We start from the raw sequence: 23164 nt of genomic DNA, 5'->3' as shown, positions 1-23164 counted from the left end.
AGGAGCGCCGGACGTGCCAGATAGCCTTCGCCCCATGACCTCGATGCGATCCGTTGTGCGACGCCGCCGCGCCGTCGCCGCCGCCGGCGCCGTTTCCGCCGGACTGCTCGTCCTGTCGGCGTGTGACAAGCCGACCCCGCTGTCGACGATCACCGTCGGCTCCTCCTCGGTCAGCTCGGAAGCCACCTGCGGTGGTGAGGACGGCGTCCTCAAGACCCCGGAGCTGACGAAGTGCCTGGCCGACAAGGACATCAAGTCCATCACCGTCGACCCGGACGAGACCGTCCGCTTCGGCGTCGACCCGGAGATCGCCGACCAGCGCTGGACGATCCTGATGAACGGCCAGCCGCTCACCGAGGACAGCACCAAGACCTACCGCACCATCCCGGGCAGCGTCTTCTTCAACGCCCAGTACGGCGCCCAGGGCGACTCGACCCTGGTCTCCATCAAGGCGGGCGACGGCAAGAAGAACGGCCAGGCGGTCACCGGCCTGTGGTCGTTCAAGCTGAAGAAGGACGACTGACCACGTCCTCCGCCCGCGTCCTCGTGGCCACCGCGGTCCCCGCCGAACGGGACGCGGTGGCACGGGCCTTCCCGGAACCCGCCCGGGAGGTCCGCCTGCCCGGCGCCCCGGCCCTGCACCGCACCGGTGCCGACACCGGCACCGGCACCGCGTACGACCTCCTCGCGGCCGGGGTGGGCCCCGCCCTCGCCGCCGCCTCCACCGCCACCGCCCTCACCGCGGCCGCCCTCTCGGGCACGCCGTACGGCCTCGTGGTGTCCGCCGGGATCGCCGGCGGCTTCGCCCCCGGCGCGCCGCTCGGCTCCCTGGTCGTCGCCGACGAGATCACCGCCGCCGACCTGGGCGCGGAGACCGCCGAGGGCTTCCTGCCGGTGACCGAGCTGGGCTTCGGCACCGTCACCCACCGCCCGCCCGCCGCCCTCGTGCGGCAGGCCGCGACCGCCACCGGGGCGCGCACCGGCACGGTCCTGACCGTCTCCACGGTCACCGGCACCGCCGCCCGGGCCGACGGCCTGCGCGCCCGCCACCCGCGGGCCCTCGCCGAGGCCATGGAGGGCTTCGGCGTCGCCGAGGCCGCCGTCGCGCACGGCGTGCCCGTGCTGGAGATCCGCGCGGTCTCCAACCCGGTGGGCCCGCGCGACCGCGCCGCCTGGCGGATCGGCGAGGCGCTGGCCGCCCTGACGGCGGCCTTCGGGAAGCTCGCACCCGTCCTGGAGAGTTGGAACCGACATGACCGGTGACCCCTTGCAGATCGCGTACTCCCCCTGCCCGAACGACACCTTCGTCTTCGACGCCCTGGCCCACGGCCGCGTCCCGGGCGCGCCCGCGCTGGACGTGACGTTCGCGGACATCGACATCACCAACGGCATGGCCGAGCGCGGCGAGCACGACGTGCTCAAGGTGTCGTACGCCGTGCTGCCGTACGTCCTCGACGACTACGCGCTGCTGCCCTGCGGGGGCGCGCTGGGACGGGGGTGCGGGCCGCTGGTGCTGACCCGGGAGGCCGGGCCCCGGGACGCCGCGCCCGTCGACGGCGCGGGACTGGCCGGCCGGACCGTGGCCGTACCGAGCGAGCGGTCGACGGCCTACCTGCTGTTCCGGCTGTGGGCGGCCGACATGGTGCCCGGCGGGGTCGGCGAGATCGTCGTCATGCCCTTCCACGAGATCATGCCGGCCGTGCGGGACGGGAAGGTCGACGCGGGCCTGGTCATCCACGAGGCCAGGTTCACCTACCGGAACTACGGACTGCACAAGCTTGCGGACATGGGCGAGCACTGGGAGTCCACCACCGGCCTGCCGATCCCGCTCGGCGCCATCATCGCGAAGCGGTCGCTCGGCGCGGCGGTCCTGACCGGCCTCGCCGACTCCGTCCGCGCCTCGGTGCGCGCCGCCTGGGACGATCCCGAGGCGTCGCGCCCGTACGTCATGGAACACGCCCAGGAAATGGACCCGGGCGTCGCCGACCAGCACATCGGGCTGTACGTCAACGAGTTCACGGCCGATCTCGGCGAGGACGGTTACGCGGCCGTGCGCGGACTCCTCACGCGCGCGGCGGCCGAGGGGCTGGTCCCGCCCCTCGGCCCGCGGTCACTCGATTTCCCGTGAACCCGTGGAACCCGTGAACCCGTGGAACCCGTGAACGGGTCGACGGCTTCCGGTCACACGTCCAACTGGTCGGCGACGGCGCGCAGCAGACCCGCGATCTGCTTGCCGGAGTTCTTCTCGGGGTAACGGCCCTTCTCCAGCATCGGCGTGATGTTCTCGAGGAGGGTCGTCAAATCCTGGACGATGGAGGCGAGTTCGTCCGGCTTCTTGCGCTGGGCCGCCGCGACCGAGGGCGTCGGATCGAGGATCACGACCGAGAGCGCCTGGTCACCGCGCTGTCCGGCCACGACGCCGAACTCCACGCGCTGGCCCGGCTTGAGCGTCTCGACTCCGGCGGGGAGGACCGAGGAATGGACGAAGACGTCACCGCCGTCGTCGCGGGAGAGAAAGCCGAAGCCCTTCTCACTGTTGAACCACTTGACTTTGCCGGTGGGCACGTCTGTCCTCGTCCTCGTACTCGTCGGGAAAATTGCAGGGGAAACGGCCCTTGACAGCACCGCGGCGGGTCGACCTCGACCCGCCGCCACCAAGGCTAATGGTCTTCGCCCCGCTGACAAGGCGTCTCCGGATTGTTCCTTCGCGCTGGGAACTACCCTGGTCGGGTGCGTGACAAAACCCAAACGAATTCCGCCGCTCCCGGTGACCGACTGATCCGTGCCGGTGCCATCGTGTTCTTCGTCGGCGCCGTGGCCACACTGGTCACCGTGGCCCCGCTGTTCCTCGGCACGACGCCGTTTCCGACCTACATGTTCGTGCTGAGCATGCTCATGGGCGTCGGATTCCTGATCGCGGGCGCGGGGGTGCTGCGATCCGTCGCGGCCGGGCGCCGGCAGGCGCGCGGGGCGCGGTAGCCGGCGGGGCGGTGCGGCGGGCGGGGCGATGGGCGGGGCGATGGGCGGGGCGATGGGCGCCTCAGCGGGCGGCGCCGCAGCCGGTCAGGCCGCTCCGGTGGCGGCCAGGTGTCCGGTGAGCCAGGCCGGGAAGTGCGTCAGGTCCGCGAGGACCACGTCGGCGCCGGCCTCGCGCAGGTCGTCCGCGCCGCACGGGCCCGTAGGGACGGCCACCGACAGCGCGCCGGCGCTGCGGGCGCCGCGGACGTCCCCGACGTGGTCGCCCACGTAGACGCCCGCGCCGTGCTCGCGCAGCGCCACCGCCTTCCGCTCCGCCCACAGGCCGCCGACGACGGCGTCCGCCTCGATGCCCAGGTGCGTCAGGTGGAGCTCGGCGTTCGGCTCCCACTTCGCGGTGACCACGATCGCCCGGCCGCCCGCCGCCCGCACCGCCTCGACCGCCTCCCGGGCGCCGGGCATCGCGGACGTGCGGGTGACGGCGTACTCCGGATAGATCTCCCGGTACAGACCGGCCATCGCCGCGACCCGCTCCGCCGGGAACCACTGCGCCAGCTCGTCCTCCAGCGGCGGTCCCAGCCTCGTCACCACCAGGTCCGCGTCGATGTACGTCCCGGTGCGGGCGGTCAGCTCCCGGTAGGCGGCGCGGATGCCCGGCCGGGAGTCGATGAGGGTCATGTCGAGATCGAACCCGACGACGGGAGCGGCGGAGCGCGCGGAGATCATGCCCCCATTCTGCCGAGCCCCCCGTGAGGCCACGGGGTCACGGGTCCCGCGGGCCACGCCGGCACGGCCCCGCCCGCCCGGCCACGGACACGCGCCCCGCACGGGCCGTGGCCGCCCGCCGGCCGCCGCCCGGGGGCGACCCCCCGCCCCGGGAGGACACCGGCGACGGGCGGACGCCGGGTCATCCGGGCCGCGGGGTGCCTGCCGTTCGGGGCGTGGGGCAGGCCCTGTCGGAGGGGCGGGGCGGGCAGGCGCACCCGCGGTGCCGGGCGGGCGGGCCGGACCGGTGGCACCGGGGCCGGGACGTCCTCGGCGCGCGGTCCGCTACCTGGTCCGCTGGGACCGCCACACCAGGAACAGGGCCGAGGCCAGGGCCGCGCCGTTCAGGACCCACGGCCAGGTCTGCGCCAGGGCCTCGTTCATGTGGCCCTCGGGGATCGGGTCGCCCCAGCGGCCGGCCGTGCGGCCCCAGAGCCAGACGACGCCCGCGGTGGCGGAGAGGCCGGGAAGGACCATGACCGCCGTCTTGGTCTCGCGGTCGGACAGCCGGCGGGAGACGTAGGCGATGGCCCAGCCGACGGGCAGCGCGAGCCGTTGCCCGGTCACCGTGCCCGCCACCAGGCAGGCGGCGGCCAGGAGCAGCAGCGGGTTGGACAGGCGGCCGCCGGGCAGCGGCGGAAGGAAGCGGCGACGGGCGGCGGGCTCCTCCGGGCCGGGCTCCGGTACCGGCGTCGCCGGGGGTGCCTTCTCCTTCGCCGACGGGGACGGCGGCGAGGAGGGCGGCGGCCTCAGCATGTCCGCGATCTCCACCCCGCCGACGAACCCCGGCACCTCCTCCCCCACCCCGAACGGGGTCGCCTCCCGGCGCCACCAGTCCGGCGTCTCCCCGCCCCCGCCCAGCTCGTGCGCGCCCGCGCGGTGCGGCGGCGACGGGACGTCCGGGGCGGCGGCGGGCGCGTCGGGGCGCGGCCGGGGGCGGGGCACGACACGCCGCAGGCCCCGGGGCCGGCGTCCGGCGGTGTCCGGCGGTTCCTGCTGCCGCTGGACGGGCACCGCGGCGGGTGGGGCCTGCGGGGCGGCGTCGCCGGGGACACCGCCGGCCGCCGAGACGACCTCGTCGGGGCTGCCGAGCCGGTCGAGGATGCGGCGGACCGCGGCCGGGCTGTCGACGGGCGCCCTGGCGCGGCGCCGGTCGATCTCGTCGCGCAGCTCCGACACGAGCCGCATGCGCGTGGCGGACGACAGCTGCCGCTGCTGCGCCACGTCGCCGACGCGGCTCAGATACTCGTAGACGACCTGATCGCTTTCGATACCCACGAAGTCCCCTCCGGGGCCGGTGCCTTGGATACCCCGCGCTACGACGTTAGCGCAGCGTGGCCGCCGCCCCGCCGTTCACGACGGCTCGCACACGCGGGGGTTCTCCACCTCCGAGCAGAGTCGGTTGCCGTACTCGCGCAGGACGTCCCTGCCGCCCTGCTCGGTGAGATAGGTCAGGAAGGCGGCGGCGAGGGAGCCGGCGGGGGGTTCCCCGTAGGTGTAGGCCAGTTCGGTCTGCCAGTAGGGGTAGTCGCCGTTCTCGACGCCGTCGAGGGAGGCCCGCTGGCCGGCGATGGTGATCCGGACGAGGTTCTCGTCGTCCTCGGCCCGCTTCTCGGCGGCGGCCGCCTCGCTGTAGCCGAAGCCGCCGTCGGTGCCGGACACGGTCTCCAGCATGCTCTCCGTGCCGTCGACCTCGCAGACGCCGTAGGCGTCGTCGTCGAGGGCCGTGCAGTCGTCCACGGTGGCCTGCGGCGGCTGCCGGTCGTCGCCCTCCCCCGGCGACAGGACGCGCTGGACGAGGGCACTGCGGGTGCCCGAGCCGACGTGCCGGTTGACGAGGTGGACGGGCACGTCGTCGCCGCCCAGCTGCGACCAGTTGGTGATGCCGCCGGCGTAGAGGTCGCGGATCTGGCCGACGGTGAGGTTCTCGACGCCCGCCTCCCGGTTGACGACGAGGGTGAACACCGAGTACGCGACGGTCCGGTACAGCGCGCGGGGGTGCTTGCCGGGGGCGATGCCGTCGGTGAAGGTGATGTGGTCGCCGAGGCCCTCGCCGACCTCGATGCCGGCGGCCCGGCCGGCCTTCTCCAGGGCGGCGAGCCCGGCGCCGCTGCCGTCGAAGGTGCCCTCCCCGACGGGGATGCTGACGTCCTTGCCCGCGCAGGCCTCCTCGTACCGCGCGGCGGCCTCGCGGACGGCCGGCGCGAAGGCGGTCGAGCCGTTCACGTGGAGGGTGCCGCCGACGCAGTCCAGCGGCGCGCGGTCCCCGGGCAGGAACAGCGTGATGGCGCCCTGGGCGACGACCGCCGCCGCCAGCAGGCCGATGCCTATCCAGGCCGGCCGGGAGGCGAACACGTGGCTCTCCGTCCTGGCCACCGAGAGCCTGACGAACCGGGCCAGCGGGTCGAACCAGCGGCGGTGCCCGCCGACGGCGCCGCGGAAGAGGGGCTTGGGGAAGGGGTCGCCGCTGTGGTCCTCGCTCCAGCGTTCGAGCACCACCAGCACCTTGTACTCGGCGCGCAGGGGCAGTTTGACCTTCGGCAGCCGGATGACGCCGGTGAGCGCGTCGGCGTCGTTGTCGAAGCCGAAGCCGGGTACGGCCACGAAGCCGGGCGCGTCCTGGCGTTCGCGGACGAAGGACTCGCGCAGGTCGTCCTGGCTCAGCTCGGTGACGACGAGACCCGCGACGTGGCGGCGCCGGAAGGTGACCCGGATGCCGCACGGATCGTCGCTGGGCGTCAGGTAGTCGACGTCGTCGATCAGGGCCGAACCGGCGTTCTCGATGCGCAGGAGCACGAAGGAGGGGTCCTTGAGCCGGTGTCCGTTCAGCTGCATGTCCCGCAGCACACCGGCGTACGGGGACTGGGTCGCGTGCTCGGCGAGCGTGTCCATCTGCACCCGGTAGCCGAGCCGTTTGCGGCCGACGACGGCGAACTCCCACAGGAAACCGAGGGAGGGGATCGCGATGCTCAGGACGGCGACCCACTCGTTGAAATCCAGGTCCACCAGGATCCCCCAATCCCCCTGCGCGCCACGGTGGCCGACAGGGAGCCCAGGGTGACGAGTGCGGGCGAAGTGCCGCCAGGGCCATGGCGTTCCGCCGCGGGAAGTTCATCCGGAGGTCACCGGGGGAACGTTCCCTTCATCCTCCGTGCACCCGGCACACGGGTCGCCGGCCCCGGCGGCGCCCTCTCCGCGCGGCCGCCACCCGCTACCGTGGAGCGGATGAGCAGCGACGAGAAGCCCTCGGCCCCGCGTTCCCTCGCGGAGGCGCTCCGCGCCCGGGACGACGCGTCCCTGGCCGCGCTCCTGCGTGCCCGCCCCGACCTCGTCACGCCGGTCCCCACCGACCTCACCCAGCTCGCCACCCGCGCCGGGACCCGTGCGTCGGTGGTGCGGGCCCTGGAGCGGCTGGACCGGTTCACGCTCCAGACGGCGGAGGCGCTGGCCGTGGCGGCGGAACCGGCGGCGTACGGGGAGCTGCTGGGGCTGATGGCCGGGGACGAGCGGGACGCGGCCGTCGAGGCCGCCCTCCCGGGGGCGGTGGCCGTGCTGCGGGAGCAGGCCCTGGTCTGGGGCGACGACGACCGGCTCCGGCTGGTGCGCACCGCCCGCGAGCTGCTCGCCCCGTCCCCGCAGCACCCCTCGCCGACCGGGCTCGGCCCGTCCGTGCGGGAGGCCACCGCGGGCATGTCGCCGGGCCGGATCCAGGAGATCGTGACGGCCGCCGGGCTGCCGTCCACCCACGACCCCGTCTCCGCGGCCGCCGCGCTGGCCGGCCTGTTCGGCGACCGCCGGACGATGGACGCGCTGCTCGCCGAGGCCCCCGCCGAGTCCCTCGAGGTGCTGGACCGGCTGGTGTGGGGGCCGCCGTACGGGCAGGTCACCGCCGAGCCGGGGGCGCGGCTGCGCTGGCTGCTGGACCGGGGGCTGCTGCTGCCTACCTCGCCCGGCACGGTCGTCCTGCCGCGCGAGGTGGCCCTGCACCTGCGGGCCGGCCGCGCGCATCGCGTGCCGGAGCCGGTGCCGCCCGCCGTCGAGCCGGCCGCGGCGCACCGTCCGCAGGTGGTGGACGCGGCCGCGGCGGGGCAGGCGTACACCGCGCTGGCGACCGTCGAGGAGCTGCTGAAGGAGTGGGACGAGGGCGGCCCCGCGGTGCTGCGCGCGGGCGGGCTGAGCCAGCGGGACCTGAAGCGGACGGCGGTCGCCCTGGACGTGCCGGAGCCGATGGCCGCGTTCTGGGTGGAGCTGGCGTACGCCGCCGGACTGATCGCCTCCGACGGCGAGGCCGACGAGCGGTACGCGGCCACCCCGGCCTACGACGAGTGGCTGGAGCGTCCGGCCGCCGAGCGCTGGGTCCGGCTGGCCCAGGCCTGGCTGGCGGGTACCCGGACGCCCGGGCTGGTCGGCGGGCGGGACGCGAAGGAGCGGACGCTGTCGGCGCTCGGTCCGGGCCTGGACCGTTCGGCCGCGCCGGAGGTGCGCCGCCGGGTGCTGGCGCTGCTGGCCGGGCTCGCGGAGGGCACCGCGCCGACCGCCGGGTCGGTGCTCGCCCGGCTGAGCTGGGAGCGCCCCCTGCGCGGGCCCCGGCGCGAGGACGACCTGCGCGCCCGGCTGGCCGGCTGGACCCTGTCGGAGGCGGAGCTGCTGGGCGTCACGGGCCGGGGCGCCCTGTCGTCCCAGGGCCGGGCCCTCCTCGGCCCGGCGGCGGACCGGCCGGCCGCCGGCACCACCACCGGGCGAAGCGGCGCCTCCCCGCGGGACACGGGCTCGCCGCAGGACGCGGGTGCGGGCTCCGCGCAGGGGCCCGGCGACAAGCTTCCCTTCCCCCACCACGCACCGGCACCGGCACCGGTACTGGTACCGGACACAGCCACCGCCACCGTCACAGCCGCGGACGCGGCCGTGACGCCCCTGGCCGCCGAGCAGGCCGCCGCCTCCGCCGCCGTCCGGCTGCTGGCGCCGCTGCTGCCCGAGCCGCTGGACCACGTGCTGCTCCAGGCGGACCTCACCGCGGTGGCGCCGGGCCCGCTGCACCGGCCGCTCGCCGACACGCTGGGCGTGCTGGCCGACGTCGAGTCGAAGGGCGGGGCGACCGTCTACCGCTTCACGCCCGGTTCCGTGCGCCGTGCTCTGGACGCCGGCCGTACCGCCTCCGACCTGCACGCCTTCCTCGCGGAGCACTCCCGTACGCCGGTCCCGCAGCCGTTGGCGTACCTGATCGACGACGTGGCGCGCCGGCACGGGCACCTCCGGGTGGGCGCGGCCTCGGCGTACGTCCGCTGCGACGACGACGCGATGCTGAACGAGATCCTCGCCGACAAGCGGGCCGCCGCCCTGCGGCTGCGCCGTCTCGCGCCGACCGTGCTGGCGGCCGAGGCCGCTCCGGCGGCCCTCCTCGACGGGCTGCGGGCGATGGGGTTCGCGCCGGCCGCCGAGTCGGCGGAGGGCGACGTCCTGATCACCCGCGCCGACGCCCACCGCAGCCCGCCCCGCACCGCCCCGGAACCGGTGCCGGAGGGGCCACCCGTCCCCGACGGCACCCTGCTGGCGGCGGCGGTCCGGGCGATCCGCGCCGGTGACCTGGCGTCCACGGCCCCCCGCAAGCCGGCCGGCGCCGCCACGGCGCCGGCGCCCGGCGCCCTGCCCCGCACCTCGCCCGCGGAGACCCTCGCCACCGTGCAGGCCGCCGTCCTCACCGGCGAGGCCGTGTGGATCGGCTACGTCGACGCCGAGGGGGCCGCCAGCCGGCGCGTCATCGCCCCGGTCCGGGTGGAGGGCGGCTTCGTGACGGCGTACGACCACACCGCGGACGAGGTCAGGACGTACCCGCTGCACCGGATCACGGGAGTGGCGGAGCCGGCGGACGACGAGGCGTAGTCCCTCCCGCCCGGATCAGGACGGGCTCGCGGTCCGACCCGGACGAAAGGCCCCGGCCGGACGGCGGCGGAGGGCCTCGGCGCCGTCGGGGACGAACGTCGGACGCGCGGCCACGGCCCGCGGCTCGCTCCCCGTCACCCAGGCGTGCCAGGCGACCTCCGCCGGGTCGGGGTGAGGTCCGCGGGGACGACGGCTTCGTGGACGCCGAGCCGGCACGGGCTGATCGCTCCCCGGCACGGGAACCTGAACGGGGGCCGGACCGGTGCCCGCACGCCGAGTTCCTCGGCGAGTTCACGGGCGGCGGCCCGCTCGCAGGACTCGGCGGGCTCGGCGGGCTCGGCGGCTCCGCCGATCAGCCAGGTGCACGCGCCGGGGAAGCGGGACGCGGTCCCGGGCCGCCGGTGCACCGGGAACCGGCCGTGCGCGTCCCGGCAGACGGTCGTGGCGACGCGGTGCAGCTAGGGCGTGTTTCGAAAGTCCCGTCTGCCCGGCGACGCCTGGCACGCACGCTCGCCGCGTTGTCGGGATCACCCCGATACAACCAGTATCGGGGCGACCCTCCGCCTTGCGATCGCACGCACCAGACGCCGCCGGGCCTGCCCTTCGGGCAGACGACGCTACTTTCGCAACACGCCCTAGTGGCGGGCGACGGCCTCACCGCGGTCCACCACCCCGATCACCCGATCCTGTTCGTCCATCCGTTCGATTCGTTCGACCCGCTCGCCCGCGGCTGTCATGAAGGCCACTCCCGCTCACCCCCGCCCCGGTCGCGGCCGGTAGGGCACACTGGACGTTTGGCCGCGTGCCACGGCCGTGAAGGAAAGGGTGTCGCGCGTGAACGGTCCACTCATCGTCCATGCGATCAGGTGTGATGCACACACTAACGGATAGGTCCGAGCTGTGGAGTGGTCCACCTGGTCAGTGTGCGCAGGCCCGCCGAGGGAGAGCGTCGACGTCGTCACGGAGCGAACTCGGGTCAGCCTTGGGCGGGGAACGATGATCACCGAGGAGCCATCACCATGCCTGCACGGCCTGCCCGAGAGTCGCGAACCGGCCATCGATCCAAGGCAAAGGACAACAGTGGGACCGCGTAAGCCTTCCAAGGGGCACCGCCGACCTCAGGAGCACCGCACGGCTTGCAGCGTTCGAGCCTTCAACCTTCCGCCCCGTAGGAGCGGGCAGGCCGCCGGGCGGGGGCTCCATCTTCGTCTCCGCTGTCGCTAGTGACCGTAGTCAACGGCGCTCAGCTCCGGCTAGCGGCGGGGCCGCGCCTCCAACGAGCGTCGACAAGGCCGCACTCCTGTCCTCTCGGGCATACCCGGCACTGGCCGCATGTCTCCGCTTCCCTCCAACCTGGCCGGCGTCCGTCCCGCCCCTGGTCCAACCCCGACCAGCACGCCGCCCGAGAAGCTGTGCCATATCCCTTGATCGGTGACCGTCTGTGACTGGCGAGCAAGTTCGTTCGCCAGAGGGGCGGGTGAGGGCGTCCGCTCGGCGGGCTCCGGGTCCGCAGTGCGACGGAGGGCCAGGAACAGCGGATCCGCTGCTACTTGTACGGTTCCGCCTTTCGCTGTTCTACTTGCGGAATGCGCTGGCGAGGCAACGGCCGTTCATGGTGTGTCGCCAACATCGTGTTCGGGTTGGTCCTGGTGGGTCTGGGCGCCTGGCGCATCGGGCCGGCGCACCACCGCGAGCACCAGCAACGGGTCGTGGCGGCGTGTATCGCCGAGCGTGGTGTCGAGCAGTGCCTGCCGACGCGGACCGCCGCCATCACAAAAATCGTCAAGCTGCACGGAGCGTGGGGCGAGTCCATGCTGGACGTGTATCTCGACGGGACCTCGGAGCCGGCGTTCGAGATCTCGCCGCACTGGAGTGAGCGGTACCGCTCGGAGGTCGTCGTCGCCGACTCGCAGGGCAAGGTGTGGGCCTGGCAGGAGAGCGTGCACTATCGGTGGGAAGAACTGTACAAAACGTGGCCGCTGTGGACACTCATCTATCTCACACTGATCCTGGTCGGCGGCTGGTTCATACTGAGCTTCGGGAGCGAGCTGCTGATCGAGGGGCCCAGTCGGTACACGGAACTGGCCGAGCGGGTGGTCGCCATGTACAGCGGGGTGAGCTTCGCGGGGATGGCGATCCTCGCAGGGTTCTCCCTCTCCTGGATCTTCGGGCTGGGGTTCATCGTCGTCGTGGCGGGCGTCGTCGGTGTCAACAGCAAGGACCAATTGCGCCATTGGCGCAACGCCTGGCGCCGTGCCCGCCGTGTACCGCGCTGACCGTACCCGCACCCGCGTCCGTGCAGGACGGCAGCCACTTCTGCCGGGCGCACGGCCGCGGCGGGCAGGCGGCAAGCTCACACGCCCCCCCCACTATGAAGGTCCGGGAAACACCCGGCCCTTCATGTCTCCTGACGCGTCCGGAATGAGCCACGACTCACGGAGCGTCACAGATTTCCGGGTTCCAGCACAGCTTCTGATCGGAACGCAGACAGCGGCGCCTCCACCTCGTCCGGTGGGGGCGCCGCTGCGTGTGTCCGGTGACGTCGGCGTCAGTCCTGGCCGTCGGCCGCCTCGGTCTCCTGTCCGCTCTCCTTCGTCGCTGCCGCTCGCCGCATGTGCCCCTCCTCGCCGAAGTGCACCGACAGACGCGACGTGTCCAGCTTCTTGCCGCCACGCCGCGCGGGTGCCACCTCCACGTAGCCGCCCGCGTTCAACAGCAGATCCCGCTTACCGGCCATGTCCGAGCGCTTCCACTGCTCGGCATGCGTCTCGCCGGTCGGCTCCGCCTTCACGCCGCCCGGCTTCGCCGTTCGCTGCCTCTCCTTCAGGGTCGCCAGTCGCTCTTCCAGCTTGGCGTACTGCTCCGCGTACCGGATCGCTCCGTCGTCGCCTCTGAACAGGCCCCGGTCGTAGCGATCCTTTTGCAGGTCGGCCAACGCTTCCTCGGCCTGCCTGATCTGCGGGCGGAAGTCCTCGCCCACCTCCTGGACCATCCGCATCACGGCAAGGTGCCCGTACTTCGCGAGGAACTGCTCGGTGACGTGCTCCTCGGTGGTCACCCCGGCCACGGTCGGCCCGTAGCACTTCACGCCCTGCTTCTCCTCCCCCTTGACCGCCCGCTGGCGGTACTTCAACGGGCCGATGCACCGGTACCGAAGCTGACCGTTGCGCCCGCTGAAGGTGTACATGCGCTCGCCGCAGACTCCGCAGTGCATGATGCCGCGCAGCAGCGACGTGCCCTCCCGGCGCTTCTCCCCGGGGTTGGCCCGGCGCTCCAACTCGTCCTGGAGCGCCTGCCAGGTGTCCGTGTCGAGGATCGGCGGGCGGTTGACCAGGGGCAGCCCGTCCGTCCGCAGGATCGGCTTTCCGTCCTCGATGACCTGGCCGAGCAACTGAGGGCTGCCCAGCAAACTCCGCAGCGTCGTCGTGTACCACTGCTTGGAGTCGCTGCGCTTGCCCGAGGTCTGACGTGAGGAGTGGCCGGGCGACGGGACGCCCTCTTTGTTGAGGTCGTTGATGATCTGCATAAGCGAGTCCTTGGTCAGGACCCGCTCCACGATCCGCTTGATCGTCTTGGCCTCGGCCTCGTTGACCGTGAGGACCTTGCCCGCACCGTTGGGGTTCGGGACGACCATGTACCCGTACGGGACACGACCACCGGTGTAACGGCCCTCGCGACGCAGGTGCTCATGCGCGGTGGACACCCGCATGCCGATGGTGTCGGACTCCAGCTCCGCGAAGACCGCAATCACCTTCGCCATGGCCCGGCCCATGGACGACGTGAGGTCGAGCGGCTCCGTCGCCGACGCGAGCGCGACGCTCCCCTGCTCGGCAAGTCGCATGATCTCCGCGAAGTCGACCGTCGAGCGTGCGAGCCGGTCGATCTTGAAGAACACGATCACGTCCAGCTCGGCGAGCCTGGTCAGGACGCGTTGCAGGCCCGGCCGACCGAGGCCCCGTGAGAAGCCGGAGACATCGATGTCCTCCTCGACGAATATGACGTCCCAGCCACGTGCCTCACACAGCGCCTCGCACGCCGCTCTCTGACGCTCAGGAGAAGTCGTCTCGTCCGTTTCACGCGATAGGCGAACATAGATAGCGGCGCGCATCCCCGGCGCGCCGGCCGGTACGCCCTTCCGGCGCCGGGCACGGGGCATGGCCCGAGCCGTGGCAGGTGTGGTGTCTGTCACGGTGCCAATCCTATCCGCGGAGGTATGCGTGTCCTGCCTAATCGTCCAGTCGGACAAGACCCTGCTCCTGGAGGTCGACCACGAGCGGGCCGACGCGTGCCGCCGGGCCATCGCGCCGTTCGCGGAGCTGGAGCGGGCGCCCGAGCACATCCACACCTACCGGCTGACCCCGCTGGGCCTGTGGAACGCGCGCGCCGCCGGGCACGACGCCGAGCAGGTGGTGGACGCGCTCGTGGAGTTCAGCCGGTACCCGGTGCCGCACGCGCTGCTGGTGGACATCGCCGAGACGATGGACCGCTACGGGCGGCTGACGCTCAGCAAGCACCCCGCGCACGGTCTCGTGCTGACCACCACGGACCGGCCGGTCCTGGAGGAGATCCTGCGGTCCAAGCGGGTCGCCCCGCTGGTCGGGGCCCGGATCGACCCGGACACGGTCGCCGTGCACCCCTCCGAGCGCGGGCAGATCAAGCAGACGCTGCTGAAGCTGGGCTGGCCCGCCGAGGACCTCGCGGGGTACGTCGACGGCGAGGCGCACCCGATCGAGCTGGCCGAGGACGGCTGGGCGCTGCGGCCCTACCAGAAGCAGGCCGTGGAGAACTTCTGGCACGGCGGGTCCGGGGTCGTCGTCCTGCCCTGCGGCGCCGGGAAGACGCTGGTCGGGGCCGGGTCGATGGCGCAGGCCAAGTCGACCACGCTGATCCTCGTCACCAACACCGTCTCCGCCCGGCAGTGGAAGCACGAGCTGATCAAGCGGACGTCGCTGACCGAGGAGGAGATCGGCGAGTACAGCGGGACGCGCAAGGAGATCCGCCCCGTCACCATCGCCACCTACCAGGTGCTGACGACCCGGCGGAAGGGCGTCTACCCGCACCTGGAGCTGTTCGACTCCCGCGACTGGGGCCTGATCGTCTACGACGAGGTGCACCTGCTGCCGGCGCCGGTCTTCAAGTTCACCGCCGACCTCCAGGCGCGGCGCCGGCTGGGGCTGACGGCCACGCTGGTGCGCGAGGACGGCCGCGAGTCGGACGTGTTCTCCCTCATCGGGCCGAAGCGGTTCGACGCCCCGTGGAAGGAGATCGAGGCGCAGGGCTACATCGCGCCCGCGGACTGCGTCGAGGTCCGGGTGAACCTCACGGACTCCGAGCGGCTCGCCTACGCGACCGCCGAGGCCGAGGAGAAGTACCGCTTCTGCGCCACCACCGAGACCAAGCGGAAGGTGACGGAGGCGATCGTGCGGCGGTTCGCCGGCCAGCAGATCCTCGTCATCGGGCAGTACATCGACCAGCTCGACGAGCTGGGGGAGCACCTGGACGCGCCGGTCATCAAGGGGGAGACGTCCAACGCCCAGCGCGAGAAGCTGTTCGAGTCGTTCCGGCAGGGCGAGATCAGCGTGCTGGTGGTGTCGAAGGTCGCGAACTTCTCGATCGACCTGCCCGAGGCGACGGTCGCCATCCAGGTGTCGGGCACCTTCGGCTCGCGCCAGGAGGAGGCACAGCGGCTGGGACGGGTGCTGCGGCCGAAGGCCGACGGCCACCAGGCGCACTTCTACTCGGTCGTCGCCCGCGACACGCTCGACCAGGACTTCGCCGCCCACCGGCAGCGCTTCCTCGCCGAACAGGGCTACGCCTACCGGATCATGGACGCGGACGAGCTGCTGGCCGGGGAGGTCTGACCGGGGCGGGGCCTACGGCGCGGACCGGGGGCGCCCGGCCGGCCCGACCGGGCGGGGCCTACGGCGCGGGCAGCGTGAGCACCAGGAACAGCACGGTCAGCGACGGCAGCAGCGACGCGGCGGCCAGGCAGGCGCGCAGAGCCGACCAGCGGCGCTTCCAGGGCAGGGCCCAGGCGGCGACGAAGGCGGCCAGGGTGACCGGGCCGCCGAACTCGAGAATGCCGTAGACCAGGCTCAGGGACGTGTTCAGCGCGGACGAGCAGTCGTCGGGACCGCAGCTGTCGGTCGCCATCGCCGAGATGCCGCCGAGGAACAGGGCCGCCGGCCCCAGGAAGACCAGGAGAACGGTCGCGACGAGGGGTGCCACCCAGGCGTGCCGGTCCTGGTCGGCGGGGACCGGTGCGAAGTGCGCGTGCGGTCCCGGGTACGGCGCGTGGTGCGGTGTCGTCATGCCCCGAGTGAACCGCCGGACGGTGCGGGCGGGCATCGGCGCGGGTACTCAGGTGGGGGCGCCGCGCGTACTCAGCCGCATGTGCTCGGCCGCGTACTCAGCCGCGCGTGCTCAGCCGCGCGGCGGGGCCGGCAGGAGGTGCGGGCAGGAGGTGCCTGCGGCGGACGCCGGCCTCCTCGCCGTACTCGCCGAGCACCACCACGTCGAAGGCTGCGCCCGCGAAGACGCGTATCGCGTGCAGGGCGTCGCCCAGGCGGTGGTGGTGCGGGGTGCCGGTGACGGAGGTCGCGCCGGGCGGCCGGCCCGGGGCGGGGACTGGGGTGAAGGTCGCTGCGCTCATGCCTCCATGGTGCGATCGCGGACATAAGGGCGGCATCGGTCTCCGGGTCCACTTCGGGTGGATTTCCCGTCCACCCTCAGGGGGAGCGTCTCCTCCGGGGAGGAAGGGGCCTGTCCCCTAGGGGACGAGCGAGGCGATGCCGGGAGGCCGCGCAGGCCGCGCAGGCCGCGCAGGCCGGGAGGAAACCCGTTGGCATCGCGGGGCCCCCAGGTCCTAGAATCTCCGCTCTTGCCCGCCTCCCTCGCCGGAGCGCCGCCGTCCGGACGGAAACCGGACGGCCCCCGTCGTAGCACCCCCTCAGCAGGCCCGGAGGCACCCCCTTGTCCACGCCCGTGTCCGCCGCCGACCCGCTCCTCCGCGAGCGCTCCCACCTCGCCGCCTCCCGCGCCGCGCTGCGGGCCATGCGCGAGGACGTGCAGTCCCTCGACATCAGCGACGTCACCGCCAACTGGGTCAACGCGCAGATCCTGGGCCGCCAGATCGCGGACCGCATCAAGGAGCTCGCCGACCTCAGCGACACCCCGCTGTTCTTCGGCCGGCTGGACTACCTCCGCGCCCCCGGCGCCGAGCAGGCCGAGGGCGCGGAGGGGGAGCGCTTCTACATCGGGCGCCGGCACGTCCACGACCACGACGGCGACCCGATGGTCGTCGACTGGCGCGCGCCGGTCTCGCAGCCGTTCTACCGGGCCTCCCGGAAGGACCCGATGGACGTCGGCCTGCGGCGCCGCTTCGGCTACACCGGCGGCGACCTCACCGCGTACGAGGACGAGCACCTCTCGGACCCGGCCGAGACGGCCGGCACCAGCAAGCTGCTCCAGCGGGAGATCGAGCGGCCGCGCGTCGGCCCGATGCGGGACATCGTCGCCACCATCCAGCCCGAGCAGGACGAGATCGTCCGCAGCGGGCTGGGCGGCTCGGTGTGCGTGCAGGGCGGACCCGGCACCGGGAAGACGGCCGTCGGCCTGCACCGGGTGGCGTACCTGCTGTACGCGCACCGCGAGCGGCTGGCCCGCACCGGCACGCTGGTCATCGGACCGAACCGGTCCTTCCTCCGGTACATCGAGCAGGTGCTGCCCGCCCTGGGGGAACTGGCGGTCCGCCAGGCCACCGTCGACGACCTCGTCGCGCGCGTCGAGGTGCGGGGCGCCGACGAGGCCGCGGCGGCGGTCGTCAAGGGCGACGCGAGGATGGCCGAGGTGCTGCGGCGGGCGCTGTACGCGCACGTCACCCTGCCGGCCGAGCCGGTCGTCGTCGTCCGCGGCTCGCGCCGCTGGCGGGTCCCGGCGTACGAACTGGAGCAGATCGTCCGCGAGTTGCTCGACCGCGACATCCGCTACGGCGCCGCCCGCGACGCCCTCCCGCAGCGCGTCGCGCACGCCGTGCTGGTGCAGATGGAACGGGCCGGGGAGGCGCCCGACGACCGGGTGCAGGACGCCGTGGCCCGCAACAGCGCCGTCAAGGCCGCCGTGAAGGCCGTCTGGCCGCCCGTCGACCCGGCGAAGCTGGTGCTGCGGCTGCTCACGGACGCGGAGTTCCTCGCGGAGCACGCGGCGGGGATCCTCACCGGGGACGAGCAGAGGACGGTCCTGTGGGCGAAGCCGGTGCGGTCGGTGAAGTCGGCCCGGTGGTCCGCCGCGGACGCGGTGCTGATCGACGAGGCCGCCGACCTCGTGGAGCGCACGCCCTCCCTGGGCCACGTCGTCCTCGACGAGGCCCAGGACCTGTCCCCCATGCAGTACCGCGCGGTCGGCCGCCGCTGCACCACGGGCAGCGCGACCGTCCTGGGCGATCTGGCGCAGGGCACCACGCCCTGGGCGACGCGCAGTTGGGAGGAGGCCCTCGTCCACCTCGGCAAGGCCGACGCGGTGGTCGAGGAGCTGACGGCCGGTTTCCGCGTGCCGACGGACGTCATCGCCTACGCCTCCCGGCTGCTGCCCCACATCGCGCCGGGGCTGACACCGGTCGCCTCCGTCCGGGAGAACCCCGGCTCCTTCGAGATCCGCGCGGTGTCGGACGCCGGGGACGTCGTCGCCGCCTGCGCGGAGTCGCTCCGCAACGAGGGGTCGACGGGCCTCATCGCGGCCGACGCCCGCGTGCCCGCGCTGGCGGAGGCCCTCGGGGCGGCGGGGATCCCCTTCCTGGCCCCCGGCGAGGAGACCACCCGGGAGATCCGCCTGACCCTGGTCCCGGCCTCCCTGGCCAAGGGGCTGGAGTACGACCACGTCGTCCTGGACGAGCCGAGCGCGGTGGTGGACGCCGAGCCGGACGAACGGACGGGCCTGCGGCGCCTGTACGTGGCGCTGACCCGGGCCGTCTCGGGACTGGTGGTCACCCACGCCACCGGCCTGCCGCCCCAACTGGCCGACCGGTAGCGGGCTTTCGGGCCTTCCGGCAGGGGCCGGGCCGCCCGCACGCCCCGGGCGGCCCGGCCGCCCGGTGAGCGGAGCGGCACGGTGTGCGGCGGCGCGGGAGGGCGGGCGGTGGGCCGGCCCCGCTCGGGTGAATCCGGGCGCGGGGGAGCGCCCCCGCGGCGCCGGGCGGCGCCGCACCGCCCCCACTCCCGGCGGCCCCTCACCCCTCGTCCAGCACCCGCCGCCACTCCCCCACGGCCGCCGCCGACACCGGCCCCTCCCAGCCGTCCGGCCGGGCCGCCCCGCCGATGTGGAACGCGTCGACGCCCGCCGCCCGCAGCGCCGGCACGTGCTCGAGCCGCAGTCCTCCCCCCACCAGGACCTCCTGCTCGTACCCCTGCTCCCCGCGCCGGCCCGCCTCGGCGGCCAGCACGGGCAGCCCGTCGTCGACGCCCGCGGCGGACCCGGCCGTGAGGTAGGTGTCCAGGCCGGGCAGTGCCTCGCACTGCTTGCGCAGGGCGTCCCGGTCGGCCGTGTGGTCGATGGCCCGGTGGAACGTCCAGGGGCAGCCGTCCAGTTCCGCGACCACCCGCTCGACGGCGGCCAGGTCCACGCCGCCCTCCGCGTCGAGGAAGCCGAGCACGAACTGGTCCGCCCCCTCCGCCCGCAGCGTGGCGGCGGTCCGGACGAGCCGCCCGACGTCCCCGGCGGCGAACCCGTCGGTCAGGCGCAGCATCACGCGCAGGTCGATGTCGACGGCGGCCCGGATCGCGGCGAAGGCCGCGACCGGCGGGGTGAGCCCGTCGGCGGCCATGTCCGTGACCAGTTCGAGGCGGTCGGCGCCTCCGGCCTGGGCGGCGACCGCGTCCTGCGCGTCGAGCGCGATCACCTCCAGGACTGCACGCTTGCTCATGGGACCCCATTCGTCGACGGCTCTACAGGTCTAGTCCAATTCCAGGGTACGCCCGTGAGCCGCCGCGCTCACCCCCGCGTCCCCGGCCGGACCGGGCGGGCCGGGCGAGAATGACCCCATGGCCGACCACCCCGTACCCGACCGTCCCGCGCCCGACCGCCCCCGAGCCGGGGATCCCGCCCCGCAGGTCCTCCGCGACCGCTTCCGCCGCGCCCTGGAAGCCGCCCGCGCTCCGGTCGCCGCCGGCCCGGCCGCCCCCGACCCCCTCCCCTACGCCGACGACCTCCTGCGCCGCTGGCGGGAGCCGCAGCGCCGCTACCACACGCTCACCCACCTCGCCGCGGTCCTCGACCGGATCGACACGCTCCAGGAGTACGCCGACGACCCGGACGTGGTCCGCCTGGCCGCCTGGTTCCACGACGCCGTCTACCTCCCCGACCGCTCCGAGAACGAGGAGCGCTCCGCCCGCCTCGCCGAGCGCGCGCTCCCCGAGGCCGGACTGCCGCCGGCGAAGACCGCCGAGGTGGCCCGGCTGGTCCGGCTCACCGTCACCCACGACCCGGCCGACGGCGACCGCGACGGCCAGGTGCTGTGCGACGCCGACCTCGCGGTCCTCGCCGCGCCGCCGTCGGCGTACGCCGCCTACACGGCCAAGATCCGCGAGGAGTACCACTTCGTGCCGAACGACGCCTTCCGCGAGGGCCGGGCCGGCGTGCTGCGGCATCTCCTGGGCCTGCCACGGCTGTTCCGCACGCCGTACGGGGCGCGGGAGTGGGAGGCGACCGCCCGGTACAACCTGCGCGCGGAGCTGGACATGCTGTCGGTCTGAGCCCGCGCCCGCCTACGCTGCCCGTCATGCGCGCATGGGGCGGGGATCAGGTGGCGGAGGCCGTCGCGGGCAGCGTGGAGCTGCTGCGGACGGCGACGGACGAGGACTGGACCGGGGTGAGGGCCGGCCGGCTGGAGTGGACCTGCCGGCGGACGGCGGAACACGTGGCGGGTGACCTCATCGCCTACGCCGGGCAGTTGGCGGGCCGGGCGCGGACGGCGTACGCGCCCTTCGAGATCACCTTCGACGAGGACGCCGGCCAGGCGGGCGTCCTGGACGTCGTCGAGACCACCGGCGCCCTGCTCGCCGCCGTCGTCCGCACCACCCCGCCCCGGGTCCGCGCCTTCCACCCCTACCCCTTCCGCAGCGCGGACCGCGAGGGCTTCGCCGCGATGGGCGTCGCCGAGGTCATCCTGCACACCCACGACATCGCCGAGGGCCTCGGCCTGGCGTACGAGCCGCCCGCCGGGCTGTGCGAGGACGTCCTCACCCGGATCTTCCCGCACGTGCGGCCGGGCCCCGAGCCCTGGCCGACCCTGCTGTGGGCCACCGGCCGCGGCGAACTGCCCGGCCGCGCCCCGGTCACCGGCTGGCGCTGGCACAACAACCTGGTCCTGCCCACCGGTCGCCTCACCCTCGAAGGCCTCACCCCGGCGGCCGCCGCCGACCTGGTCGCGGGCGGCGACGGCGGTTTCGTCTGGCTCGGCGACGCGCCCTACGAGGGCACCCGCGAGGTCGCCGCCGGCCTGCTGAAGGCGTACCACGCCGGGGTGCACCGGCCCGAGTTCGGGGCGTTCGCGCTCGTGAGGAGGGAGGACGGCCGGGCCGTCGGCAGCCTGGGCTTCCACGGGACGCCCGACGAGGAGGGCCGTACCGAGATCGGCTACGACCTCGTGGTGCCGGCCCGCGGCCACGGCTACGCCACCGAGGCCGTCGACGCCCTCGCCGAGTGGGCGCTCGCGCGCGACGACGTACGCCTGCTGTGCGCGGCGGTGCGGGAGGCGAACACCCCGTCGCAGAACGTCCTGACCCGCGCCGGGTTCGTCCGGGCCGACGTGGAGCGGGAGTTCCTCCCGGAGGACGACACGCCACGGCTGTACACGCGCCGCGCGCGACCCCCCGCCGCCCCCTGAAACCTCACCGTCCCTACGCCCGGGGGCGCCCCTTGGGCCGTCGCAGTCCGGACTCCGTGAGCAGTCGCACCACCTCGCGGCTGCTGACCCGCACCGCGCCGGCCGCGACCACGTCGGGGTACCGGTGCGAGGGGATGTCGTAGTGGTCGCGTTCGAACGCCCGCCGGGGCACGCCCAACCCTTCGGCGAACGCGTGCAGTTCGTCGAAGGACACGTCGCTGACGAGGTGGGACCACATCCGCCCGTGGCCGGGCCAGTCCGGCGGGTCGACGTAGATCGTCACGCGCGCCTCACGCCGTCCGGCCGGACGCCGGCCCCAGCGCCCCCACCGCCGCGACCTTCACGCCCGCCCGGTGGCACACCCAGTGCGGGTCGGGCCCGAGTTCGGGCTCGACCTCCAGGGCGTGCGGGTCGCCCGAGCCGCACACCGGGCAGATCGGCCAGCGGCCGTAGCGCTCCAGCAGGGCGTCCTGCACGTCCTGCGCGACCAGTCCGGTCACGAAGGCCACGCCGTCCGGCCACTGCTCCACCCACCAGCGCCGCTGCGTCACGGACTCCTCGACCAGGGAGACCACGTCCGCCGCGGCCACCTCGCCCGAGGCCAGGTCGGCGAGGACGAGGGCGCGCGCGGCGTGCAACGCCTGTTCCAGTGGGCTGATGCGGGGAGGGGAGGGGTCCATGCACCCATTGTGCGCACTCTTGACCGCGTTCCCGGTACGGAAATATTTTTCACGGATGCCCCAGGACGTGACGGAAATTTTCGGCGGCGCCCTCGCCGCCCGGGTCCGCGCGCTGGCCCCGTCCATGACGCGCTCGGTGCAGCGCGTCGCCGAGACCGTCGCGGGCGACCCCGCGGGCTGCGCGGCGCTCACCGTCACGCGCCTCGCGGAACGCACCGGCACCAGCGAGGCGACCGTCGTGCGCACCGCCCGGCTGCTCGGCTACCCCGGCTACCGCGACCTGCGGCTCGCCCTCGCCGGGCTCGCGGCGCAGCAGCAGTCGGGCCGCGCCCCCGCCCTCACCACCGACATCGCGGTCGACGACCCGATCGCGGACGTCGTCGCCAAACTCGCCCACGACGAACGGCAGGCCCTCGCCGACACCGCCGCCGGTCTCGACACCGTGCAGCTCGGGGCGGCGGTGGCGGCGGTGGCCGCCGCCCGCAGGACGGACGTCTACGGCGTCGGCGCGTCCGGACTCGTCGCCCAGGACCTCGTGCAGAAGCTGCTGCGGATCGGGCTCATGGCCCACGCGCACAGCGACCCGCACCTCGCGGTGACGAACGCGGTGCAGTTGCGGACGGGGGACGTCGCCGTCGCGATCACGCACTCCGGGACGACGCGGGACGTCGTCGAACCACTGCGGGTCGCCTTCGAGCAGGGCGCCACGACCGTCGCCATCACCGGGCGGCCGGGCGGGGCGGTCACGCAGTACGCGGACCAGGTGCTGACGACGTCGACGGCCCGGGAGAGCGAGCTGCGGCCCGCGGCGATGTCGTCCAGGACCGGTCAGCTGCTGGTGGTGGACTGCCTGTTCGTGGGGGTGGCGCAGCGCACGTACGACACGGCGGCACCGGCGCTGGCCGCGTCGTACGAGGCCCTGGCGCACCGGCACCGGTAGACCGTGGGAGACACGTCGACCGACCCGCGCCGGAGAGAAAGAGCC

22 protein-coding genes are annotated in these 23164 nt (G+C 74.1%); 11 read left to right on the top strand and 11 right to left on the bottom strand.

Going from position 1 to position 23164, the window contains the following annotated elements; translation table 11 throughout:
• The first annotated feature begins 43 nt into the window (after positions 1 to 43).
• Genes ACF09K_RS14335 through ACF09K_RS14325 form a run of 3 tightly spaced genes read left to right on the top strand, consistent with a single transcriptional unit; the run spans position 44 to position 2128 of the window.
• Complete coding sequence (locus tag ACF09K_RS14335; protein ID WP_392243929.1) at positions 44 to 523, top strand: DUF2771 domain-containing protein; 480 nt, start codon at positions 44 to 46, stop codon at positions 521 to 523.
• Positions 493 to 1263, top strand: a complete 771-nt coding sequence (locus ACF09K_RS14330) for a futalosine hydrolase (RefSeq protein ID WP_392243442.1) — start codon at positions 493 to 495, stop codon at positions 1261 to 1263. Before ACF09K_RS14335 ends, ACF09K_RS14330 begins: the two co-directional genes overlap by 31 nt.
• Positions 1253 to 2128: a 1,4-dihydroxy-6-naphthoate synthase gene (locus tag ACF09K_RS14325; RefSeq protein WP_392243441.1), complete on the top strand. Its 876-nt coding sequence runs from the start codon at positions 1253 to 1255 to the stop codon at positions 2126 to 2128. Before ACF09K_RS14330 ends, ACF09K_RS14325 begins: the two co-directional genes overlap by 11 nt.
• Before the next feature lie 53 nt (positions 2129 to 2181).
• On the opposite strand, the gene ACF09K_RS14320 is transcribed toward ACF09K_RS14325, so the two are convergent.
• On the bottom strand, positions 2182 to 2565 hold the full coding sequence (locus ACF09K_RS14320) for a cold-shock protein (RefSeq protein ID WP_392243440.1): 384 nt from the start codon (positions 2563 to 2565) through the stop codon (positions 2182 to 2184).
• A 165-nt stretch (positions 2566 to 2730) separates the two neighbouring features.
• On the opposite strand from ACF09K_RS14320, the gene ACF09K_RS14315 reads away from it, so the two are divergent.
• Positions 2731 to 2979, top strand: coding sequence for a hypothetical protein (locus ACF09K_RS14315; RefSeq protein WP_392243438.1), 249 nt, complete (start codon positions 2731 to 2733; stop codon positions 2977 to 2979).
• 84 nt (positions 2980 to 3063) lie between these two features.
• Here the strand turns inward: ACF09K_RS14315 and ACF09K_RS14310 are convergent, their stop codons facing one another.
• The 3 genes from ACF09K_RS14310 to ACF09K_RS14300 form a co-directional block, all read right to left on the bottom strand.
• Positions 3064 to 3702 (bottom strand): HAD family hydrolase, encoded by a 639-nt coding sequence (locus ACF09K_RS14310; protein WP_392243436.1) that lies wholly within the window; start codon positions 3700 to 3702, stop codon positions 3064 to 3066.
• A 324-nt stretch (positions 3703 to 4026) separates the two neighbouring features.
• Positions 4027 to 5019 carry a hypothetical protein gene (locus ACF09K_RS14305; RefSeq protein WP_392243435.1) on the bottom strand — a complete coding sequence of 331 codons (993 nt, stop codon included), beginning with the start codon at positions 5017 to 5019 and terminating at the stop codon, positions 4027 to 4029.
• 75 nt (positions 5020 to 5094) lie between these two features.
• A complete protein-coding gene (locus ACF09K_RS14300) occupies positions 5095 to 6747 on the bottom strand; it encodes a substrate-binding domain-containing protein (protein ID WP_392243434.1) in 1653 nt (550 codons plus the stop codon).
• 219 nt (positions 6748 to 6966) lie between these two features.
• Between ACF09K_RS14300 and ACF09K_RS14295 the strand changes: the two genes are divergently transcribed.
• Entirely contained in the window at positions 6967 to 9621 is a 2655-nt protein-coding gene (locus ACF09K_RS14295) for a helicase-associated domain-containing protein (protein ID WP_392243432.1), read from the top strand.
• 134 nt (positions 9622 to 9755) lie between these two features.
• Here the strand turns inward: ACF09K_RS14295 and ACF09K_RS14290 are convergent, their stop codons facing one another.
• Positions 9756 to 10028, bottom strand: a complete 273-nt coding sequence (locus tag ACF09K_RS14290) for an NUDIX domain-containing protein (protein WP_392243430.1) — start codon at positions 10026 to 10028, stop codon at positions 9756 to 9758.
• A gap of 1179 nt (positions 10029 to 11207) precedes the next feature.
• Between ACF09K_RS14290 and ACF09K_RS14285 the strand changes: the two genes are divergently transcribed.
• A complete protein-coding gene (locus tag ACF09K_RS14285) occupies positions 11208 to 11897 on the top strand; it encodes a hypothetical protein (RefSeq protein ID WP_392243428.1) in 690 nt (229 codons plus the stop codon).
• A gap of 272 nt (positions 11898 to 12169) precedes the next feature.
• Here the strand turns inward: ACF09K_RS14285 and ACF09K_RS14280 are convergent, their stop codons facing one another.
• Positions 12170 to 13729, bottom strand: a complete 1560-nt coding sequence (locus ACF09K_RS14280) for a recombinase family protein (RefSeq protein ID WP_392243928.1) — start codon at positions 13727 to 13729, stop codon at positions 12170 to 12172.
• Positions 13730 to 13838: 109 nt separating this feature from the next.
• Here ACF09K_RS14280 and ACF09K_RS14275 point away from each other — a divergent pair, with 109 nt between their 5' ends.
• Complete coding sequence (locus ACF09K_RS14275) at positions 13839 to 15482, top strand: DNA repair helicase XPB (RefSeq protein ID WP_392243426.1); 1644 nt, start codon at positions 13839 to 13841, stop codon at positions 15480 to 15482.
• A 58-nt stretch (positions 15483 to 15540) separates the two neighbouring features.
• Here ACF09K_RS14275 and ACF09K_RS14270 read toward each other — a convergent pair whose 3' ends face one another.
• On the bottom strand, positions 15541 to 15933 hold the full coding sequence (locus tag ACF09K_RS14270; protein WP_392243424.1) for a hypothetical protein: 393 nt from the start codon (positions 15931 to 15933) through the stop codon (positions 15541 to 15543).
• Between the two features lie 97 nt (positions 15934 to 16030).
• On the bottom strand, positions 16031 to 16273 hold the full coding sequence (locus tag ACF09K_RS14265) for a hypothetical protein (RefSeq protein ID WP_392243423.1): 243 nt from the start codon (positions 16271 to 16273) through the stop codon (positions 16031 to 16033).
• Positions 16274 to 16593: 320 nt separating this feature from the next.
• Here ACF09K_RS14265 and ACF09K_RS14260 point away from each other — a divergent pair, with 320 nt between their 5' ends.
• Positions 16594 to 18645 carry a HelD family protein gene (locus ACF09K_RS14260; RefSeq protein ID WP_392243421.1) on the top strand — a complete coding sequence of 684 codons (2052 nt, stop codon included), beginning with the start codon at positions 16594 to 16596 and terminating at the stop codon, positions 18643 to 18645.
• 199 nt (positions 18646 to 18844) lie between these two features.
• Here the strand turns inward: ACF09K_RS14260 and ACF09K_RS14255 are convergent, their stop codons facing one another.
• Positions 18845 to 19537 (bottom strand): copper homeostasis protein CutC, encoded by a 693-nt coding sequence (locus tag ACF09K_RS14255; protein WP_392243419.1) that lies wholly within the window; start codon positions 19535 to 19537, stop codon positions 18845 to 18847.
• Between the two features lie 118 nt (positions 19538 to 19655).
• On the opposite strand from ACF09K_RS14255, the gene ACF09K_RS14250 reads away from it, so the two are divergent.
• Positions 19656 to 20366, top strand: a complete 711-nt coding sequence (locus ACF09K_RS14250; RefSeq protein ID WP_392243418.1) for a hypothetical protein — start codon at positions 19656 to 19658, stop codon at positions 20364 to 20366.
• A gap of 26 nt (positions 20367 to 20392) precedes the next feature.
• Entirely contained in the window at positions 20393 to 21499 is a 1107-nt protein-coding gene (locus tag ACF09K_RS14245) for a GNAT family N-acetyltransferase (RefSeq protein ID WP_392243416.1), read from the top strand.
• 13 nt (positions 21500 to 21512) lie between these two features.
• Here ACF09K_RS14245 and ACF09K_RS14240 read toward each other — a convergent pair whose 3' ends face one another.
• Both ACF09K_RS14240 and ACF09K_RS14235 read right to left on the bottom strand, forming a co-directional pair.
• Positions 21513 to 21782: a DUF4031 domain-containing protein gene (locus ACF09K_RS14240; RefSeq protein WP_392243414.1), complete on the bottom strand. Its 270-nt coding sequence runs from the start codon at positions 21780 to 21782 to the stop codon at positions 21513 to 21515.
• 7 nt (positions 21783 to 21789) lie between these two features.
• Positions 21790 to 22179 (bottom strand): hypothetical protein, encoded by a 390-nt coding sequence (locus ACF09K_RS14235; RefSeq protein WP_392243412.1) that lies wholly within the window; start codon positions 22177 to 22179, stop codon positions 21790 to 21792.
• A 55-nt stretch (positions 22180 to 22234) separates the two neighbouring features.
• Between ACF09K_RS14235 and ACF09K_RS14230 the strand changes: the two genes are divergently transcribed.
• Positions 22235 to 23119 (top strand): MurR/RpiR family transcriptional regulator, encoded by an 885-nt coding sequence (locus ACF09K_RS14230; RefSeq protein ID WP_392243410.1) that lies wholly within the window; start codon positions 22235 to 22237, stop codon positions 23117 to 23119.
• Positions 23120 to 23164 lie beyond the last annotated feature (45 nt).

Origin of the sequence: Streptomyces sp. NPDC014882 (assembly GCF_043081325.1) — a bacterium.
Classification (GTDB): Bacteria; Actinomycetota; Actinomycetes; order Streptomycetales; family Streptomycetaceae; genus Streptomyces.
This window is presented reverse-complemented; position numbering and strand designations above follow the sequence as displayed.

What these genes read in the sequence shown, in the direction of transcription:
- ACF09K_RS14335 (WP_392243929.1), top strand. Translation starts at nt 44, where the DNA reads ATGCGATCCGTTGTGCGACGCCGCCGCGCCGTCGCCGCCGCCGGCGCC.
- ACF09K_RS14325 (WP_392243441.1), top strand. Translation starts at nt 1,253, where the DNA reads ATGACCGGTGACCCCTTGCAGATCGCGTACTCCCCCTGCCCGAACGAC.
- ACF09K_RS14310 (WP_392243436.1), bottom strand. Translation starts at nt 3,702, where the DNA reads ATGATCTCCGCGCGCTCCGCCGCTCCCGTCGTCGGGTTCGATCTCGAC.
- ACF09K_RS14295 (WP_392243432.1), top strand. Translation starts at nt 6,967, where the DNA reads ATGAGCAGCGACGAGAAGCCCTCGGCCCCGCGTTCCCTCGCGGAGGCG.
- ACF09K_RS14285 (WP_392243428.1), top strand. Translation starts at nt 11,208, where the DNA reads ATGCGCTGGCGAGGCAACGGCCGTTCATGGTGTGTCGCCAACATCGTG.
- ACF09K_RS14280 (WP_392243928.1), bottom strand. Translation starts at nt 13,729, where the DNA reads ATGCGCGCCGCTATCTATGTTCGCCTATCGCGTGAAACGGACGAGACG.
- ACF09K_RS14270 (WP_392243424.1), bottom strand. Translation starts at nt 15,933, where the DNA reads ATGACGACACCGCACCACGCGCCGTACCCGGGACCGCACGCGCACTTC.
- ACF09K_RS14265 (WP_392243423.1), bottom strand. Translation starts at nt 16,273, where the DNA reads ATGAGCGCAGCGACCTTCACCCCAGTCCCCGCCCCGGGCCGGCCGCCC.
- ACF09K_RS14255 (WP_392243419.1), bottom strand. Translation starts at nt 19,537, where the DNA reads ATGAGCAAGCGTGCAGTCCTGGAGGTGATCGCGCTCGACGCGCAGGAC.
- ACF09K_RS14250 (WP_392243418.1), top strand. Translation starts at nt 19,656, where the DNA reads ATGGCCGACCACCCCGTACCCGACCGTCCCGCGCCCGACCGCCCCCGA.
- ACF09K_RS14245 (WP_392243416.1), top strand. Translation starts at nt 20,393, where the DNA reads ATGCGCGCATGGGGCGGGGATCAGGTGGCGGAGGCCGTCGCGGGCAGC.
- ACF09K_RS14235 (WP_392243412.1), bottom strand. Translation starts at nt 22,179, where the DNA reads ATGGACCCCTCCCCTCCCCGCATCAGCCCACTGGAACAGGCGTTGCAC.
- ACF09K_RS14230 (WP_392243410.1), top strand. Translation starts at nt 22,235, where the DNA reads ATGCCCCAGGACGTGACGGAAATTTTCGGCGGCGCCCTCGCCGCCCGG.